The organism is Chelativorans sp. AA-79 (genome assembly GCF_029457495.1).
Taxonomy (GTDB): domain Bacteria; phylum Pseudomonadota; class Alphaproteobacteria; order Rhizobiales; family Rhizobiaceae; genus Chelativorans.
In genome coordinates this window covers 1,046,728-1,063,410 of sequence record NZ_CP120361.1, presented here as the reverse complement: position 1 = coordinate 1,063,410, position 16,683 = coordinate 1,046,728, and the positions used below count along the sequence as shown (strand labels likewise).

16 protein-coding genes are annotated in these 16,683 nt (G+C 64.4%); 1 reads left to right on the top strand and 15 read right to left on the bottom strand.

The window, feature by feature from the left end; genetic code table 11:
• Nucleotides 1-5: 5 nt before the first annotated feature.
• The 7 genes from PVE73_RS05495 to PVE73_RS05465 form a co-directional block, all read right to left on the bottom strand.
• Nucleotides 6-1,109 carry an inositol-3-phosphate synthase gene (locus tag PVE73_RS05495; RefSeq protein ID WP_277365979.1) on the bottom strand — a complete coding sequence of 368 codons (1,104 nt, stop codon included), beginning with the start codon at nucleotides 1,107-1,109 and terminating at the stop codon, nucleotides 6-8.
• Between the two features lie 165 nt (nucleotides 1,110-1,274).
• Complete coding sequence (locus tag PVE73_RS05490) at nucleotides 1,275-1,733, bottom strand: GNAT family N-acetyltransferase (protein WP_277365978.1); 459 nt, start codon at nucleotides 1,731-1,733, stop codon at nucleotides 1,275-1,277.
• Nucleotides 1,733-2,545, bottom strand: a complete 813-nt coding sequence (locus PVE73_RS05485) for a hypothetical protein (protein WP_277365977.1) — start codon at nucleotides 2,543-2,545, stop codon at nucleotides 1,733-1,735. Before PVE73_RS05485 ends, PVE73_RS05490 begins: the two co-directional genes overlap by 1 nt.
• A complete protein-coding gene (locus PVE73_RS05480; RefSeq protein ID WP_277365976.1) occupies nucleotides 2,542-3,477 on the bottom strand; it encodes a GNAT family N-acetyltransferase in 936 nt (311 codons plus the stop codon). Before PVE73_RS05480 ends, PVE73_RS05485 begins: the two co-directional genes overlap by 4 nt.
• An 85-nt stretch (nucleotides 3,478-3,562) precedes the next feature.
• Nucleotides 3,563-4,309, bottom strand: a complete 747-nt coding sequence (locus PVE73_RS05475) for a TIGR04290 family methyltransferase (RefSeq protein WP_277365975.1) — start codon at nucleotides 4,307-4,309, stop codon at nucleotides 3,563-3,565.
• Between the two features lie 272 nt (nucleotides 4,310-4,581).
• Nucleotides 4,582-5,523 carry an OmpA family protein gene (locus PVE73_RS05470; RefSeq protein ID WP_277365974.1) on the bottom strand — a complete coding sequence of 314 codons (942 nt, stop codon included), beginning with the start codon at nucleotides 5,521-5,523 and terminating at the stop codon, nucleotides 4,582-4,584.
• Between the two features lie 80 nt (nucleotides 5,524-5,603).
• Nucleotides 5,604-6,752 carry a fumarylacetoacetate hydrolase family protein gene (locus tag PVE73_RS05465; RefSeq protein ID WP_277367356.1) on the bottom strand — a complete coding sequence of 383 codons (1,149 nt, stop codon included), beginning with the start codon at nucleotides 6,750-6,752 and terminating at the stop codon, nucleotides 5,604-5,606.
• Nucleotides 6,753-6,968: 216 nt separating this feature from the next.
• Between PVE73_RS05465 and PVE73_RS05460 the strand changes: the two genes are divergently transcribed.
• A complete protein-coding gene (locus PVE73_RS05460) occupies nucleotides 6,969-8,090 on the top strand; it encodes a 5-methyltetrahydropteroyltriglutamate--homocysteine S-methyltransferase (RefSeq protein WP_277365973.1) in 1,122 nt (373 codons plus the stop codon).
• Between the two features lie 170 nt (nucleotides 8,091-8,260).
• On the opposite strand, the gene PVE73_RS05455 is transcribed toward PVE73_RS05460, so the two are convergent.
• From PVE73_RS05455 to PVE73_RS05420, 8 genes are all read right to left on the bottom strand, one after another.
• Nucleotides 8,261-8,986, bottom strand: coding sequence for an ABC transporter ATP-binding protein (locus tag PVE73_RS05455; protein ID WP_277365972.1), 726 nt, complete (start codon nucleotides 8,984-8,986; stop codon nucleotides 8,261-8,263).
• Nucleotides 8,986-9,732, bottom strand: coding sequence for an ABC transporter ATP-binding protein (locus PVE73_RS05450; RefSeq protein WP_277365971.1), 747 nt, complete (start codon nucleotides 9,730-9,732; stop codon nucleotides 8,986-8,988). Before PVE73_RS05450 ends, PVE73_RS05455 begins: the two co-directional genes overlap by 1 nt.
• On the bottom strand, nucleotides 9,729-10,799 hold the full coding sequence (locus tag PVE73_RS05445; protein ID WP_277365970.1) for a branched-chain amino acid ABC transporter permease: 1,071 nt from the start codon (nucleotides 10,797-10,799) through the stop codon (nucleotides 9,729-9,731). The genes PVE73_RS05450 and PVE73_RS05445 overlap by 4 nt, the downstream gene beginning before the upstream one ends.
• Nucleotides 10,796-11,656 carry a branched-chain amino acid ABC transporter permease gene (locus PVE73_RS05440; RefSeq protein ID WP_277365969.1) on the bottom strand — a complete coding sequence of 287 codons (861 nt, stop codon included), beginning with the start codon at nucleotides 11,654-11,656 and terminating at the stop codon, nucleotides 10,796-10,798. Before PVE73_RS05440 ends, PVE73_RS05445 begins: the two co-directional genes overlap by 4 nt.
• A gap of 70 nt (nucleotides 11,657-11,726) precedes the next feature.
• Entirely contained in the window at nucleotides 11,727-12,911 is a 1,185-nt protein-coding gene (locus tag PVE73_RS05435) for an ABC transporter substrate-binding protein (protein ID WP_277365968.1), read from the bottom strand.
• 88 nt (nucleotides 12,912-12,999) lie between these two features.
• Entirely contained in the window at nucleotides 13,000-13,743 is a 744-nt protein-coding gene (locus PVE73_RS05430) for a GntR family transcriptional regulator (protein WP_277365967.1), read from the bottom strand.
• Between the two features lie 245 nt (nucleotides 13,744-13,988).
• Nucleotides 13,989-15,392, bottom strand: a complete 1,404-nt coding sequence (locus PVE73_RS05425; RefSeq protein ID WP_277365966.1) for an aminomethyltransferase family protein — start codon at nucleotides 15,390-15,392, stop codon at nucleotides 13,989-13,991.
• A 66-nt stretch (nucleotides 15,393-15,458) separates the two neighbouring features.
• On the bottom strand, nucleotides 15,459-16,340 hold the full coding sequence (locus PVE73_RS05420) for a methylenetetrahydrofolate reductase (protein WP_277365965.1): 882 nt from the start codon (nucleotides 16,338-16,340) through the stop codon (nucleotides 15,459-15,461).
• Between the last annotated feature and the right edge of the window lie 343 nt (nucleotides 16,341-16,683).

The window sequence follows — 16,683 nt, the reverse complement described above, 5'->3', positions numbered from 1 at the left end:
GGTGTTCACTGCTTGAGACCGGTCGCTATCTCTTCATCCCCGGAGATGAACTGCAACGTCCGGAGCCGCGCCTCGGCGTCCGTGAACTGCTGCGGAGGGGACTTCATGAAATAGCTTGAAGGCCCGATGAGGGCCCCCGATTCTCCCCGGTCCATCGCGAGCTTGGCGCAACGCACCGCATCGATCACGACACCCGCGCTGTTGGGAGAATCCCAAACTTCGAGCTTCAGCTCGCAATTGATGGGAACACCCCCGAATGTGGTGCCCTCCATGCGGATATAGGCCCATTTGCGGTCGGAGAGCCAGGGGACGTGATCGCTCGGCCCCACATGGATGTTCTCCTTCTCCATGGGTACGCCGAGCTGGCTCGTGACGGCCTGCGTCTTGGAGATCTTCTTGGATTCCAGCCGCTCGCGTTCCAGCATGTTCTGGAAATCCGTATTGCCTCCGAAATTGAGCTGGTAGGTGCGGTCGAGCCGCACGCCGCGGTCGCGAAAGAGGTTCGTCAGCACCCGATGCACAATCGTCGCCCCGAACTGGCTCTTGATGTCGTCGCCGATGATCGGAAGCCCGCGCTCCTCGAACTTCTTGCGCCATTCCGGCCGTGAAGCGATGAAGACCGGCATGCAGTTCACGAAGGCACAGCCCGCTTTGAGCGCCTCCTCGGCATAGAACAGCGCCGCCTGCTCCGAGCCGACCGGAAGGTAGGAGACGAGCACGTCCGTCCTGCTTTCGCTGAGGACGGCCGCGACATCGGCGTCCGGCTCGTCGGATTCCTCGATCTCTTCGGCGAGATATTTACCGATACCGTCGAGCGTCCTGCCGCGCGAGACGGTCACGCCCGTCGGCTCCACATCGGCGAAGCGGATGGTGTTGTTCGGTTGGGCGAAGATCGCCTCGGCGACGTCGCGCCCCACCTTGGATGCATTCACGTCGAATGCGGAGCTGATGACGATGTCGTCTATCAGATAGCCGCCGACATCGGGATTCATGATCCCGGGAATGGGATTGTTGGATCGCACGCCACGGTAATGCGCGAGCCCCTGCACGAAGGAGGATGCGCAGTTGCCAACGCCGACAATACCCACGCGCACTTGAGCACCATGCATAGTCTCGTCTCCGTTTTCTCGGGAAGGAAGCGGTCGATGAGGCGACGCGGGCAGTGTCGCAATCCTGCTCCCTCCGGCTAGATTGAAACAGGCGCGACGCGATTTTGTTCCAGAGTAGGATTGCTTGCCCGGCTAACGGCATCGCCCGCGCGAGGCCGGACACCGTCACAATTCCTTGAGATCCTTGGCCATCAGACAGCGCCCTTCGCCGCGTTCCCCCGCCCTCCGCCAGCCCAGGCGCTCATAGAAGGTGGTGAGGTCGTCTTCCGTTTCAAGCTCGGCGCGCCTGCAGCCGCGGCGACGGGCCGCCCGCTCGGCGGCGCGGATCATGCGCGACCCGATCCCGGCGCCCTGCAGGGGGAAAAAGGTGCGTACAGCCCAGAAATAGGCGACATTGTCCTTACGGGTGAAATCCACCCATACCTGCGCGATCGGAAAGCCGCTGGAGACGGCAAGCAGCATGAGCGCCTCTCCGCGCTCCTGCGCCTCGAAAGCCCGCCTGATGATCGCACGATGCGGCGTGTAGAGTCCCATCCATTCCAGTGCCTGCAGGTCGGAGGACCTGCAGGGGCGGACAGTGGCCCTGATGGTTGCCTCTATGGTATCCGTCTCAACCTGCAACATTACGCATCTTCCGGCACTTTCAATCCGACGCGGCGATAGAGCTCGGGCCGATGCCTTTCCCAGTTCTCCGCCACGCATTCGCTCGCCGGCCGGCGATAATAAGTCCACGGCAGCCGGCGCGCATTGAGGCCCACGAAATGCGCGCCATGCCGGCCGAGATCCGGTTGATGCGGCCAGAAGGGCGAGCAGATGGAGACGTCGTCTGTGGAGACGATATGCGCCGGCCGGTCGAGGTCGAATGCCGCCGCCTGCAGGCCCTGCTCGTCGAGTTCCGAGCGCAATTTCACCGGATGCTCCCGCAGAACGCGCTCCAGGGCAGCCGGAAGATCATGATGCGGCGGCAGGCCCCGGATTCCGGTGTTGCGCGGCTCCGGCCGCGTGAACTCGGTGAACGCCCCCAGGGCAAGCGTCACGTCCGCCGCGATCAGGCAGCGCGGTGCTTCCTCCTCCATCCATGCGAAGATCGCGGGCGGCACGCTCCACAGGATGCAGTCATTGTCGAGCGAAAGCTCATGGATATCCGGAAACACCCTGGGCGGGGCGAGCTTCCACGCGACGCCCTCGGCCATCTCCTCGTCCAGGAAGTCGGCAAGCACCCCCGGCGGCTCTCCGGCGGCCAGCCACACGACCCCGCGCGGCACGTCGCCCGTTCTCCTCTTGGCCTCCTCCGGCGGAAGGGAATTTACGACCACCGCCATGCGGATCTCGTCGCCGAAGGCGAGATGCGCACCCCATAGGGAAAGGCGGAGCGCTTCGAACCCGCGCTGTGAGACGTCGCCGACCGTCCAGCGGATGCCGAGCTTCTCCGTCACGCAGCCCTCCTCACGGCCGGAACGAGATATCGGGCATAGGTGGGCCGGTCCTGAGCGCCCCACCGGTATTTGTAGTCCTCCTGCCCGCGCAGGAAGTCGAACTGCGCGAGCCCCTCGCGCTCGGCCTCGGCGATCGCGTGGCCGACGAGCACCGTTCCGAGCCCGAGCTTCGCATGCTCCGGATCGAACCCGCCGATATAATAGAATGCCCTGCCCTTCGCATGGAGCACGCAGAGTGCCGCGATGACGCGGCCTTCCCTCCGCATCGCGTAGAGCCGCAGCAGCCCCGCTTGGTCGAGAAGCGCCGCCGCCTCCTCCAGCCACGAAATCATGCGCGGATCGGCGAATACGCCGGGCTCCTCCCGGCTCTCCCAGCGACGCGTATGCAACTCGGCGAGGCTTCTCACCTGGCCCGCCCCCACCCGTTCGGGCGCCCTCACGCCGCCACGGGCTGCCCGCCGCGCATAATATCGTAAGTTCTGGCGCATATGCGTGCCGGGCCGGGCCGGCAGGGAAAGCACTGCGCAGCTTTCGGAAGGGCCCTGCCTATCCTCCCATCCCTCCGGCGCAGGGAAACGCAGCAGCGGCGCCCTCTCGGCAAGCTGGAAGAGGTCGAGCGGCTTGTCGAGAAGGGCAAGTGCGTCCGCAGCCGCCTCCGGCTCAAGCTCAGGATCGAACAACCCGCCCAGCCAGTCGGAGGTTCCCGCGCCCCAGAGGATGAGCCTCCCGTCGAGCTGCACGAGGGGAACAAGCCCCACCAGACGGCCGTGCCGACGCAACGTCACGACCACGTTCTCGCCATCCCGGAAATGCCGGCGCCATGGCAACAGCCAAGCCGGACTCTGGAACGGAGTGGCGTCCGGGTCGCAGCGCCACAAGTTCCACCACTCGTCGGCCAGCGGCCGAGCTTCGGTCAGGATCTCTGTCTGCATCGCAAAAAATACCCACCGTCGCCGCAACATCCGTCCTGCCCGCCCAACGGACGCGGCGGAAAATTGTTCGGGTGAATTCGTGGAATCAGCCGATCGGCGGCGGATCGACTGCGAAGCCCCGCTCGCCCCTGCGGCAGAGATAGACCTCGGCCTCAGGGCGCTCCTCGATCACGAAACCGCTGTTGCGCAGCATCGCCTCCACCGCCGCGCGGTTCGGGAAGAACCAGTTGGTCGGGTCGCCGGTATAGCGATGCTCGATGAAGTGGAGCTTGGGAAAATCCGGCCGATAGAACAGGTTCCATTCGGAGAAGGGGTAGTCCTCCTCCAGGTCCGCCACCTCCTCCGAGCCCCTTTGCAGGCACTGGAAGAGCATCTGATCCCCTGCCACATGCTCGTATATGAGATCGAGCGCGAGCAGCGGATGGCGCAGGTGGTAGAGCACGCCCATGAAGAGGACGAGATCGAACTTTTCCTTGAGCCGGCCCACCTCGTAGACCGACATCTGCCGGAACTCGATATCGGTCTCCATCTCCTTCGCCGCGAAGTCGGCCTGGCGCAGATAATGAGGGTCGCTGTCGATGCCGACCACGCGGCCGGCATTCCGACGCTTCATCTCGATCGCGTAGAATCCGGCATTGCAGCCGATATCGAGCACTGTCCGCCCTTCGAGGTCATCCGGGATGATATGCGAGAAATTCCGCCACTTGCAGTTGGGGTAGTCGCCAAGGAAGTGATCGGGCGCAGTCTGGATTCCGCCGATCATCATGTTCTGGAACCAGGGGCCAAGCTCCGCGATGCGCCTCGCAAGATCGTCTTGAAATACCGTGTTCATCGTGTTCCGCTTTCCTCATCCTTGGACATCTCGGCTCTCCCTGATCCGCCGTAGCGAGGGTGGCCCGTCTTGCGAACCGGCGTGCATTGCACACGCCGGCTTCTCTCGGCTTTGCAAGAAGTGACGAAGTTCCTGCTGCTCGCGCAGAAAACTTCCAAGGGGAAAGAATGTTCCCCCACAATCACCTGGCCGGATATCCGGCAAAGGATTTACGCGGCGGTGGCGGACGGGATGGAAGGGCCGGGGCAATCCCGGTTCGCAATCGGCGGATGCTATTGCTTCACGATTTCGACGCGGCGATTGAGCGCCCGGCCCTCTTCACCGTCATTGCTGGCGAGCGGCGCCGCCGGACCGACGCCCAGCGCGTTCAGACGCTCCCCGGCGACACCGAACTCGCCGACGAGCGCCTCCACCACGCGGGCAGCACGGCGGCGGGACAGATCCATATTGTAGTCGAGCGCACCTTGCATGTCGGTATGCCCCACCACGAGCACGGAGAATGAGGGATTCTCCTTCAGCAGCTTCGCGATCTCCGCGATCTGCGGAGCGGAGTCGGGACGCAGCGTATCCTTGTCGAAGTCGAACTGGATTCCATGGAGCGCAACCCGGCCCTCCCGGGCAAGATCGTCATGCATGGCACTTGCTTCGACGACCACCATCTTCTGTTCCATGGCTTCGAGCTCGACCACGTCGAGCTGCACCATGGCGCGGCCTTTGGCCGGTCCGCCACTGCCGTTCTTCGTCACGTACAGTGCGGCATAGACATCGCCGTCCGCGCGGGTCAGCTTGGCGGCGAGATAGCGGTGGTCGCCCTCGCCCCAAAGGAGCATGTAGCGCGGGCCGCTCTCGAGAGCGCGCGGGATGTCGCCGCATTCCAGCCTGGCGCAGGAAAACAGCGTCTCGAATCCGGCCTCGCCGAGTGCGTTCTCGTAGTTGCGGAACACCTCGAGCACCGAGCGCTCCGCCGGCCCCTGATAGGTGATGCGTGCAAGCTTGCCTTCGAGGGATGTCGTTCCGGTCTTCGCCTCCTTGCCGGTGCGCAGATCGTAATCGGTGAAGGCCTCGTTTTCGTAGCGCACGATCTCCGCACCTTCATAGCGCGGGATCAGGGGATGGTCGGCGCTGTCCGCCACGTCCTCCGCCGCGGCCGTAAGGCACGAGACCGCAATCAGACCCGCCGCCAGAAACGGCACGATGGATTTCCGCCGAGCCATATCGCCCCTCCCGACTCGCATTCCGCGCAAGAATGCAGCATCGCTACGGGGTTGCCAAGCTCCACGATCGGTGCGCAGCCTCAGAGGAGCCCGCGCGCCGCGAGATTCCGCATCAGCGCCGCGGCGCCGAACGTCCATTCCGGGCATTCGGTGGAGAGCCGGACCCGGTTTTCGAGCACCCCGAGCCTCTCGTTGGCGATGCGCACCACGTCGCCGGTCTTGTGGGTGAAGCCCTCGCCCGGCGCGTCACGGTCCTCGATGGGTGCGAAGAGCGTGCCGAGAAACAGCATGAACCCGTCCGGATACTGGTGATGCCGGCCGATAGTCTGGGACACGAGGTCGAGCGGATCGCGGCTGATCTCCTTCATCGAACTCCGGCCGTTGAGCACGAACCCATCCTCTCCCTCGACCAGGAGCTGGAGTTCGGCATCGCGGACATCCTCGATCCCGTAGCTATCGTCGAACAGGCGGATGAAGGGGCCGATGGAGCAGGATGCGTTGTTGTCCTTCGCCTTGCCCAGAAGGAGCGCGGAGCGCCCCTCCACGTCGCGCAGGTTGACGTCGTTGCCGAGGGTTGCGCCCCTCACATTGCCGCGGCTGTCGACCGCCAGCACAACCTCCGGCTCCGGGTTGTTCCACCGCGAGACCGGATGGAGCCCGACCGCAGCACCCCAGCCAACGGAGGAGAGGGGCTGCCCCTTGGTGAAGACTTCCGCATCCGGCCCGATGCCCACTTCGAGATATTGCGACCAGAGATCTTCCTCGATGAGCGCCTGTTTGACGGCCGCCGCCTCCGGTGAACCGGGGACGAGATTTCGCAGGCTGTCACCGATGATGACACCCACGCGCTCACGAATGGCCGCAGCCCTGGCCGCGTCGCCGGCGGCCCTTTCCTCGATGACGCGCTCGATCATGGAACGCGCAAAGGTGACGCCGCAGGCCTTCACCGCCTGCAGGTCGCAGGGGGCAAGAAGGCGAAGCCTGTCCACGGCACCGTCAGCGGAATTCGCAGCGATTTCCTCGAGCGAGCCCAGATCGGTCCCTTCGGCCGCATCGACGAAGGAAACCGGATCGTCCAGCTCGAGGAGGTCGCGCATTGTGGGGGCGTCACGCGAGGTGATGTCGAGGAGCCGCCCATTCCTGACCACCACCACGGCGGGGCCCTTCAGATCAGGTAGCCATACGCGGCCTACGAAATGACCCCGGTTCAGTTCCTCGTCCTGCAGCATCATCGAGCATTGCCTCCCTGGAATCGCAGCGAGCGGACCCTATCGCCTCATCTTTTCGACCGAAAGCCTGCGGGCCGTTCCGGCGGCCGGATTTCCCGGACGAATTGCGGCCCTAAATGACAGGGGAATCTTTGCAGCGCCAGCCCAAAGGGTTTAAACAGGAGAGGATTCTTCGCGGACCCCTGTCCGCCCCAATCAGCCGAAACCGAGGACGCCATGACGACCCACACTCCGCCCTATCGCGCCGATCACGTCGGTTCCCTCCTTCGCCCGGTCTCCGTCAAGGAAGCGCGCAAGAAGTTCTACGAAGACAAATCCATTTCTGCCGAGGAGCTGAAGGACGTCGAGGATGCCGCCGTCACCGACATCGTGAAGATGCAGCAGAATATCGGCTTCCAGGTGGCGACCGACGGCGAGTTGCGCCGCTCCTTCTGGCATTTCGATTTCATGGGGAAGCTCGACGGCTTCGAACTGGTGGAGCGCGAGGGCGAACAGGGCCTGCAGTTCCACGGGGCGAGTGTGCGCCCGGTCTTCCCGACCATCACCGGCCGGCTCGACTTCCCGGACGACCATCCCATGCTCGACCATTTCAAATATCTGGCGAAGGTGGCGAAGGTCACGCCGAAGATCTCCATCCCCGGCCCGAGCTGCTGCCATTTCCGCGTTGCGAAGTCGGACATCAAGCCGAAGGAATATGACGATCTGGAAGTGCTCTTCGCCGATCTCGCCCGCACCTATGCCAAGGCGGTGCAGAAGTTCTATGAGGCCGGCTGCCGCTACCTGCAGATGGACGACATCTTCTTCGCCTATCTCTGCGACCCGAAGATCCGTGCGGAGAAGAAGGCTGAAGGGCTCGATCCCGACTGGCTGATCGACCAGTACGCAAAGATGATGCACGACGCCATCAAGGACCGCCCGGAGGACATGCTGATCGGCATGCATATGTGCCGTGGCAACTTCCAGTCCACCTGGGTGGCCGAGGGCGCCTACGACCCGGCTGCCGACGCCGTGTTCAACAAGACGGGCGTCGACATCTACTTCATGGAATACGACACGGAACGCGCCGGCGGGCTTGAGCCGCTGCGCCTACTACCCAAGGGCAGGAAGCGCGTGCTTCCGGGCTTCATCAGCACCAAGGTGCCGGACCTGGAGCCGCTCGAAGACCTCAAGCGCAAGTTCGACGCCGCCAGCAAACATGCCGATCTCGACCAACTCGGAATCGCCCCGCAATGCGGCTTCGCCTCGACCGAGGAAGGCAACAAGATCACCGAGGACGACCAGAAGCGGAAACTGGAGCTGGTGATCAAGACCGCCGAGGCGATCTGGGGCGAAGTGTGACGGACCTCCTGATCAAGAAATGCATGTCGGCGGCCGAACGGCCACCGACATTTTCTTTTCGCGCGGCGCAGATGCCGTGCAACCAATTGAATTGAACCGGAAGATCGGACCGGCCGATCCGGAGAACAACGGCTCCCGCGAACCGCTTTCACCCGTCGCGGAGAATCGCGCTACCCTGCGCGTTGCACCTTCCCACCCGCGACGCCCAGATGGCGGTCCATCGCATCGGTGTCGGCCAGGAGGGCGGCGCTCTCGCCCTCCCAGACGATCGCTCCGCGATCGAGTATGATGGAGCGGTCGGTCAGCGGCAGCACTTTTCGCGCCTTTTGCTCGATGATAATGGCCGACATGCCCTCGTCGGTGACGATTTTGCGCAGGACGGCCAGCAACTCGTCGACGATGACGGGCGCGAGACCTTCCAAAGGCTCGTCGAGGAGGAGCAGTTTGGGGTTCAGCATCAGCGCGCGGGCGATGGCCAGCATCTGCTGCTCACCGCCGGAGAGATGGCTGCCGAGATTGCCGCGCCGCTCCTTCAGGCGCGGGAACATGGTATAGGCCCGGTTCGGATTCCAGGCGCCGGGCCGGGCGATGGCGGTCAGGTTTTCCTCGACGGTGAGCGACCGGAATATGTTGCGCTCCTGCGGCACCCAGCCGATGCCGGCGGCTGCACGCCGCTCCGGCCTCATCCGCGTGATGTCGCTACCCGCGAAACGGATGCTGCCCGAGTGATGGGTCGTCACGCCGGCGATGGTGTCGACCAGGGTGGTCTTGCCGGTCCCGTTACGGCCCAGCAGAGCCAGCGACTGCCCTTCCCCCAGCACGAGGTCGATGTCGGAGAGGACACGCGCCTCGCCATAGCCGGCGACAAGCTTTTCAAGGCGCAGAAGCTCCGCCATCACGCATCCTCGCCGAGATAGATGGCCTTCACGCGGGGATCGGCGGCGATCTCGGCCACCGCGCCTTCCGTGAAGAGCGCGCCGGAGACCAGCACCGAAATGCGTTCCGCGAAGGAAAAGACCAGGTCCATGTCGTGCTCGATGAGAACGACGGTCACGTCGGACGGAAGCGCCCGCACGGTGGCGAGCACCTCATGCCGCTCCTCCTCCGGAACGCCGGCAGCCGGCTCGTCGAGCAGCAGCACGCGCGGATTGGCGGCAAAGGCGAGCGCGATCTCAAGCAGCCGCTGCTTGCCGTAAGGCAGGCGCCTGGTGGGCTCCCCCATCACGTCGGCGAGGCCGAACGTCTCCAGGAGCCCGGCGGCTTCCCCGGCCACGTGCGCGTGAGCGGCGATCGGCTTCCAGGCGGAGCCGCCCAGTTGCTCGCGTTCATTGATGACCAGGACCACCGATTCCAGCGGCGTGAACTCCGGAAAGAGCTGGTTGACCTGGAAGGTGCGCGTAAGGCCACGGCGGACGCGCTGGTGGGCCGGAAGGGCGGTGATGTCCTCGCCGTCCAGGATCACGCGGCCGGATGACGGCGTCAAAACTCCCGTCAGGAGATTGATGAGCGTCGTCTTCCCCGCGCCGTTGGGGCCGATCAGGGCATGCCGGGCACCGCGCTCCACCGACAGGGAGACGTCGTTGGTGGCGACGAAGCCGCCGAAGCGTTTCACCAGGTTGCGTGTCTCAAGCACCGGGCTCATCGACCGTCTCCGCGCTTCGCGCCGGCGCGAAGACCGGCCACGCGCTTCAGCGTCTCCTGTGTCGGGAGCGGCAGGAAGGTCTGCCAGCGTGCGAGGTTTTCACGGCCGACCATGACGATGACGACGAGCACGAGGCCGATCCAGAACATCCAGTATTGCGGCGTGATGACGGAGAGCCAATCGCGCAGGAGCGTAAAGACGATGGCACCGATGATGCCGCCATAGAGATAGCCCACCCCGCCGAGCACCAGCACCAGGAGCACATCCGCCGAGCGGTGGAAGGCGAGCACGTCCGGCGACACGAAGCTGGTGGTCTGCGTGAGCAGCGCGCCGGCGAAGCCCGCATAGACGGCGGCGATGGTATAGACAGCGACGATGCGGCTCCTGGCCGGCACGCCCACCATGGCGGCGCGCACGCGATTGGCCTTGATGGCCTGCAGCGACAGGCCGAAGGGCGCGTTTGCGAGCCGCCGCGCCGCCCAGGTGGCAAGGAAGAGCACGGCCAGCGAATAGATGTAGCCGGTCCTGCCCCAGAGGTCGAACGGGAAGAGACCGAGGATAGGCCCGACCGTGAAGCCGGTGAGGCCGTCCGCCCCTCCGGTGAGCCAGGCCATCTGGTTGGCCAGCTCCGCCAGCATCAATGCGATTCCGAGCGTCGTCATCAGCCGCGTGAGATCGGAGCCGCGCAGCACGAGGAAGCTCGTCACGAAGCCGAGGAGACCGCTCGCGACGCCGGCGACAAGCAGCCCCGTGACGGGCTCGGCGAAATAGTGCCGGGCGAAAAGCCCCGCCACATAGGCACCGAGGCCGAAGAAGGCGCCGTGCCCCAGTGAGACGATGCCGGCATACCCGAGGATAAGGTCCAGCGAGACGGCGAAGAGCGCCAGGATGGCGACCTCCGTCAAGAGCAGCGCCTTGGACGGCAGAACGAAGATCAGCGCGACTGCGGTGAGCCACAGCGCAATCTCGTAAGCGCGCCAGGCACCGCGTCGGCGCAATTGAGCCTGCGCCAGATGTTCGGGCGCATCCGGAGAAAGAACCGCCGAGGTTTCGTCCGCCGCCGTCATCGGCTGCCCTCACGCGCAAAGAGGCCGTGCGGCCGCAATACCAGCATGATCACCATGACCGCGTAGATGACAAACGCACCGATCTCCGGCACGTAATATTTTCCGGCCACGTCGGCGATGCCGAGCAGAAGGGCGGCGGCGAAAGGCCCGGTGATCGAGGAGGTGCCCCCGACGGTCACGACGATGAGGAAGTAGACCATGAATTTGAGCGGAAAGTTCGGATCGAGACCCAGCACCTCCGCCCCCATGGCCCCGCCGAGCCCGGCGAGGCCGGAGCCCACGGCGAAGGTAAGCGCGAATACGGCCGAGACATTGATGCCGAGACCGCGCGCGACGCGTCCGTCATCCACGGCGGCGCGGAGCTGGCTGCCGAAACGCGTCTTCGAGAGCGCAAGCTGCAGGGCAATAACGAGAATGGCGCAGACGGCCGTGATGAACAGCCGATACCGGCCGACACCGACGCCGAAGATCTCCGTTCTACCGCTCAGCTCCGGCGGAAGATGGATGAGCTGCTGCTGGCCGCCCATGAAATACTGCACCGCCGCCACGGACATGAAGACGAGGCCGATGGAGAACAGCACCTGGTCGAGATGCGGCGCGGCATAAAGCCGGCGATAGAGCGTGCGCTCCAGCACCCCCCCCGCGGCCGCGACCACCAGGAAGGCGATCGGCAGGCAGAGATAGAAGGAGACGCCGTAACGGTTCATCAGCACGACGGTGATGTAGCCGCCCGCCATGGCGAAGGCGCCATGGGCGAGATTGATGAAGTTCATCAACCCCAGGGTGATCGAGAGGCCGACGGCGATGATGAAGAGCAGCATCCCGTAGGCAATGCCGTCAAAGAGAATGGTCAGCATGACACCGCCCGGCCCTTATAAGAATACGGCGGGGAAGCTGCTCCCCCGCCGCCATGAATGGCATGTTTTCTTACTCGCCGGAAGCTTTGGCCGGATCCTTCACCGCCTCGTAGGTCGCGAACTCGACATTGTAGAGCTCGCCATCCACTTCCTTCACTTCGCGCATATAGATGTTCTGGATGATATCGCGCGTCTCCGGATCGATGGAGACAGGCCCGCGCGGGCTTGTCCAGGATAGCCCCTTGATGGCTTCCATCAGCGCGTCTCCGCTGGTGTCGCCGCTGGTCTTCTCCAGCGCGGCGTAGATCAGGTGCATGCCGTCATAACCGCCGACCGACATGAAGTTCGGGCGCATGTCGGGATAGGCCGCCTTGTAGGCGTCGACATAGGCGTTGTTTTCCGGGCTGTCATGAGCGGCCGAGTAATGCTGGCCGGTGATGGTGCCGAGCGCCGGCTTGCCCATCTCGTTCAGGATGTCGTCATCCGTCACGTCGCCCGTGGCGATCAGCTTGATGCCCGCATCGGCCAGGCCGCGATCGGCGAACTGCTTCATGAAGAGCGAGCCGACGCCCGAAGGCAGGAAGACGAAGATGGCATCGGGGTCCGCGTCGCGCACGCGCTGCAGGTAGGGCGCGAAGTCCGGGTTCTGCAGCGGCACGCGCACCGCTTCCACGATCTCCCCGCCCTTTTCCGTGAACTCTTTAGTGAACCAGGTTTCCGCGTCGATCCCCGGCCCATAGTCGGTCACGAGGGTGACAACGCGCTTGATGTCGTTCTCGGTCGCCCAGGTGGCCACCGGCACGGCTGCCTGCGGCAGCGTGAAGCTGGTTCGTGTATAGTAATCCGACTGCTCGGTGATCGAGGCCGTGGCGGCCGCCATGATGACGGCCGGCACCTTGGCCTGGGTGATCACGGGCGCCACCGAAAGGGCAAGCGGCGTAAGCCCGAACCCGCCCAGGACGCTCACGCCGTCATTGACGATGAGTTCCTGCGCGATGCGGCGCGTTTGGTCAGCCGTGCCCGCATCATCGCGCACGACAAGCTCGATCTTCTTGCCCGCGACGGTATCGCCATGCATCGCCATATAGGTTCGCGCTCCGGCTTCCACCTGCCGGCCCGTCGAGGCGAACGGCCCGGTCATGGGCAGGATGAGTCCCACCTTGACCGTCTCCTGCGCATAGGACGGCGCAGCCGCCAGCACCGAAGCGGCAATCCCGGCTGCCGATGCGGCAATCAGCAATCTTCTCGTGATCATGGTTTCCTCCACTCCTGTATGGGCGGTCTGTCTCGAGCCGCCTTTTGATCTGATTCCGGCCCGCACCGGAAGCAAAACCGAACAAGCGTCACGCCGAGACGAGCGCCAGGCCCGGCACGCGGGACATCAGGCTGCGGTCCTCGTCCAGCACGAATTCCATGTTCTGCCGCGCAAGCCGCGCATGCTCGCGCGCCAGCGCTTCGGCGCGGCTTCCTTCGCGCATCTCGATGGCGGAAACGATCTCCTTGTGTTGCCATTGCGCCCTGACGAGCGAGAGCCGGAACGCCAGCACGTCTTCCTGCTTCTCCAGGAAGGCGCTCGGTGAGGCGAAGGGCAGCCTGGTCGCCCGCTCCACCTCGCGGCGCATCATCTCGCTGCCGGAGAGCACGGCAAGAGAGACGTGAAACTCGCCGTTAAGCTCGACATACTGGTCGAAGAGCATGTCCTCGAGCCGGTCGCGGAAACACTTGTCGAGTTCGGTCACGAGCTGCTTGATCGCTTTCAGCTTGGCCGGCGCCACGCCGCGCTCGGCGGCCAGACGCGCAGCGGTTCCCTCCATCACGCCGCGCAGTTCGATGGCGTCGAACACATCGGCCATGGAGAAGCTGCGAACCGCGTAGCCGCCCGAAGGGATCTGCTCGAGCAGCCCCTCCTGCTCGAGCCGCGCAAGGGCTGCCCTGAGCGGAGTACGGGAGATGCCGAGCCTGTCGGCAAGACTTGCCTCCGAAAGCCGCTCGCCGGGGGCCACATCCCCGCCCAGCACGAGATCGCGCACACCCAGAAGCGCCTTGAAGGTCTGGCTGTCCCGCTTCCTGTCCGTCGCCCGCTTCATCGGTTCAAAGCCTCAATCCCGGCCCCCATGTCCGTTTTCCGGATCGCCCCACGGGTGAAGAATACCTTCCGTATACAATTGTTTGTCAAGCACTATCGCGAACATCGATCCCTGCGAGTCGGCAGGGTGCCACGTATGAAATACCCCTTTGCCGCCTCTCCGAGGAAGGCGGCAAAGGGGATTGGCGCCACTCCCATAACCGCCTCCCCCCTGCGCAGGCGGACGGGAAAGAAGTGCCGGCAGGCTCAGACAGCCTGCTTGGTGCGCCAGCTCTCGGCATAGGCCTCGCGCGCATCCCGCGAATAAGGCACGGGCGAGACCTTGACGCGGATCTCGGTCTGCTTGTGCGGCTCCACGGTGGTTTTCCTGGTTCCACCATTCTCCTCGCCCCAGACCAGGGTGAGCACGTCGCCCACCTGGGTGTCCGGATCGACGGTGCCAAGCGAAAGCATCGAGCGCTCGTTGAAGCTGTAGCCTGCAAACATGGAGAAGCCGACGGTTTTCCCGTTCTTCGTCACCTTGTCGTAATTGGCCGAGGCATAGTTCGAGAGCGGCAGGTCGATATATTTGTAGTTCTCGATGCCCGGCTCCACCATGGAGCGGAACACCCTGGCGACATCGTCCGCATTCCAGGCGAAGGTCACTTTCCTGCGGTGCGGCCTGTCGGCGATCTTCTCCAGCGCCTCGCGCCCGATGAAGTCGTGGTCGAACTTCACGAAGGGCCCGTAGCCGATCTCATAGGGGGTCACATAGTAGTCTTCGATGTTGTCGGAGACGAAGCTGCCGCCGATCGATCCCGTGGCCTCATAGCTGTCGGCCGGCAGCCATTCGCGATAGGCCTTCATCTTCTCGCCCGTGTAGACGGCGGGCAGCGGCGAGGGAATCCAGCCGGACTCCAGCGTGTTGGTGGCATAGGCGCGCGAGCCCACCGGTACGATGCCGAACTCCGCCCCCTGCTCCAGGATGATGGAGCGGATCTCCTCGCCCTCCTCATAGGGCCCCCAGATCTCCAGCCCCGGCTCGCCGGACATGCCGTGACGCAGGCAGCGCACCGTGCGTCCGCCGATCTGAATCGTGCCCATGGTGAAGAACTTCACTTCCGGCAGCGGCCCGCCATTGAGCTTTTCCAGGATTTTCCAGGCATTGGGGCCCTGGATCTGGTAGCGGTAGCGCCGGCGCACCACCGGCTTGCCCAAGGGCCGCGAAGGCGAGCGGTCGTCGCGGTCGAGCTTCACGTCGTAGCCGCCCGTCTCGCCGTGGAACTGCACCCAGTTGATGGTCGGCGCGCGGCCGACGATCAGATACTGGTTCTCATCGAGGTGGAACAGGATCACGTCGCCGATCACATGCCCGTCATGGCTCACGGGGACGAACTGCTTGGCCTTGTTGACGGGGAAATTGGCGAAGCTGTTGATGCCGAGATAGGACAGGAGCTTCAGCGCGTCCGGCCCTTCGATCATCAGTTCCGCCATGTGGTGCGACTGGTCGAAGAGCACAGCGGTCTTGCGCCACGCTGCCTGCTCGTCGCGCCAGTTGGTGAACTCCGCCGGCACGACCGGATAGACATAAGCGCCGATCTGCGAGTTGCGCAGCATCTCTACGATGTTGCCCGCGCCCTGCAGTTTCTCTTCCAGGTTCTTCGCTGTCACTGTTTTCCTCCCGTCAGGGTGTTGCTCTTGGATCCGAGAATTTGCTTCGGCGCTGGCGTGCGGGGCTCATTCCGCCCCGCGCCGCTGCTCTTCCGCCCAGCGCGCCGAGCGCGCGGGATCGCCGAATGTGAAGAAATGCGCACCGGAAATGCCGAGGGCCGGATCGTCCATCTGGGCGAGCGCTACCGCACCGAGCAATTCGTCCGGCGTCTCGCCCGAGAGCACGTTGCGCGCCAGTTCGCCCCGTTCGCGCAGCACGCGCAAAGAGGCGCCCACGCCGCAGCGCAGCGCATATTTGATGAGCTTGGTGCGGTCGGCCGGGCCGGCGACGCCCACGCGCAGCGGGGCTTCGATGCCGGCCTTCCGCAACGCCGAAGCGAAGTCGACGATCGGTTGCGGATCGAACAGGAACTGGCTCACGAGCAGCGTATCGAGCCCCGCCTTTCGCGCCGCATCGAGCTTGGCCTTCAGCGCGGATTTGAGCACCGCGTCGGAAATCCGCGGATGGCCTTCCGGATAGCAGGCCATCGCGATGCGGCGGATGCCGTTCTTCTCGAGAAGCCCGCTTTCGATGATCTGGAGCGCGGCGTCGAATTCGCCCGCCGGCCGGTCACGATCGCCGCCCAGCACCAGCGCCCGATCCACGCCCGCTTCGGCCGAAAGGCCCGCCAGCATGTGCTCAAGGTCGCCCCGGCCCGCAATATTGCGGGCCACGATATGGGGAACGGGCGTGAGCCCCGCCCCCTGCAGGCGTGCCGCCGCCTTGACGAGCACCTCGGCGCTTTCGTTCGGCAGGTTAGCGACGAACACCTCCGTGCCGGACGGCAGGATGTGCATCACCTCCTCGAGCGATCTCGTGTCGCGCGCGGTGACCTCCACGGAATAGGTTCCGAGCAGCCTCGCAAGGGCCGCCTTCCGGTCGGCCCTTCTTTCCTGGGTCATCAGCATTGGTCGCTCCTCAACTGCATCAGGCATGCTCCTCCACGATGCATTCCATTGGTATACAATCTGGCACCTCGGTCGGCCGGTGTCAATCACCATACAATATAGGAGGGCATCCGGCCGGCGCCATGCGGAATGCGCCAGAATCCGGCCTTTTCGCGCCAGATGTCGATGAGAAATGCCGGATTTCCAACATGTACGGCCTGCAACGTACAGCGTTTGCACCCTCTGTCCTCCGGCGCCGCCGCATCCGCCTGACCAGGCAAACGGCTCTCGGGCTTCCACGCCATTCTGTATACTGAAAAATGCGAGGCAATACCGCTGCGGAGGGCATAGGCGTTGCCGTCAA

Excerpts from the sequence above, each read along its gene's own strand:
- PVE73_RS05475 (WP_277365975.1), bottom strand. The coding sequence starts at position 4,309 with ATGAACACGGTATTTCAAGACGATCTTGCGAGGCGCATCGCGGAGCTT.
- PVE73_RS05470 (WP_277365974.1), bottom strand. The coding sequence starts at position 5,523 with ATGGCTCGGCGGAAATCCATCGTGCCGTTTCTGGCGGCGGGTCTGATT.
- PVE73_RS05455 (WP_277365972.1), bottom strand. The coding sequence starts at position 8,986 with ATGGCGGAGCTTCTGCGCCTTGAAAAGCTTGTCGCCGGCTATGGCGAG.
- PVE73_RS05440 (WP_277365969.1), bottom strand. The coding sequence starts at position 11,656 with ATGCTGACCATTCTCTTTGACGGCATTGCCTACGGGATGCTGCTCTTC.
- PVE73_RS05420 (WP_277365965.1), bottom strand. The coding sequence starts at position 16,340 with ATGCTGATGACCCAGGAAAGAAGGGCCGACCGGAAGGCGGCCCTTGCG.
- PVE73_RS05430 (WP_277365967.1), bottom strand. The coding sequence starts at position 13,743 with ATGAAGCGGGCGACGGACAGGAAGCGGGACAGCCAGACCTTCAAGGCG.
- PVE73_RS05445 (WP_277365970.1), bottom strand. The coding sequence starts at position 10,799 with ATGACGGCGGCGGACGAAACCTCGGCGGTTCTTTCTCCGGATGCGCCC.
- PVE73_RS05490 (WP_277365978.1), bottom strand. The coding sequence starts at position 1,733 with ATGTTGCAGGTTGAGACGGATACCATAGAGGCAACCATCAGGGCCACT.
- PVE73_RS05495 (WP_277365979.1), bottom strand. The coding sequence starts at position 1,109 with ATGCATGGTGCTCAAGTGCGCGTGGGTATTGTCGGCGTTGGCAACTGC.
- PVE73_RS05480 (WP_277365976.1), bottom strand. The coding sequence starts at position 3,477 with ATGCAGACAGAGATCCTGACCGAAGCTCGGCCGCTGGCCGACGAGTGG.
- PVE73_RS05435 (WP_277365968.1), bottom strand. The coding sequence starts at position 12,911 with ATGATCACGAGAAGATTGCTGATTGCCGCATCGGCAGCCGGGATTGCC.
- PVE73_RS05450 (WP_277365971.1), bottom strand. The coding sequence starts at position 9,732 with ATGAGCCCGGTGCTTGAGACACGCAACCTGGTGAAACGCTTCGGCGGC.
- PVE73_RS05460 (WP_277365973.1), top strand. The coding sequence starts at position 6,969 with ATGACGACCCACACTCCGCCCTATCGCGCCGATCACGTCGGTTCCCTC.
- PVE73_RS05465 (WP_277367356.1), bottom strand. The coding sequence starts at position 6,752 with ATGCTGCAGGACGAGGAACTGAACCGGGGTCATTTCGTAGGCCGCGTA.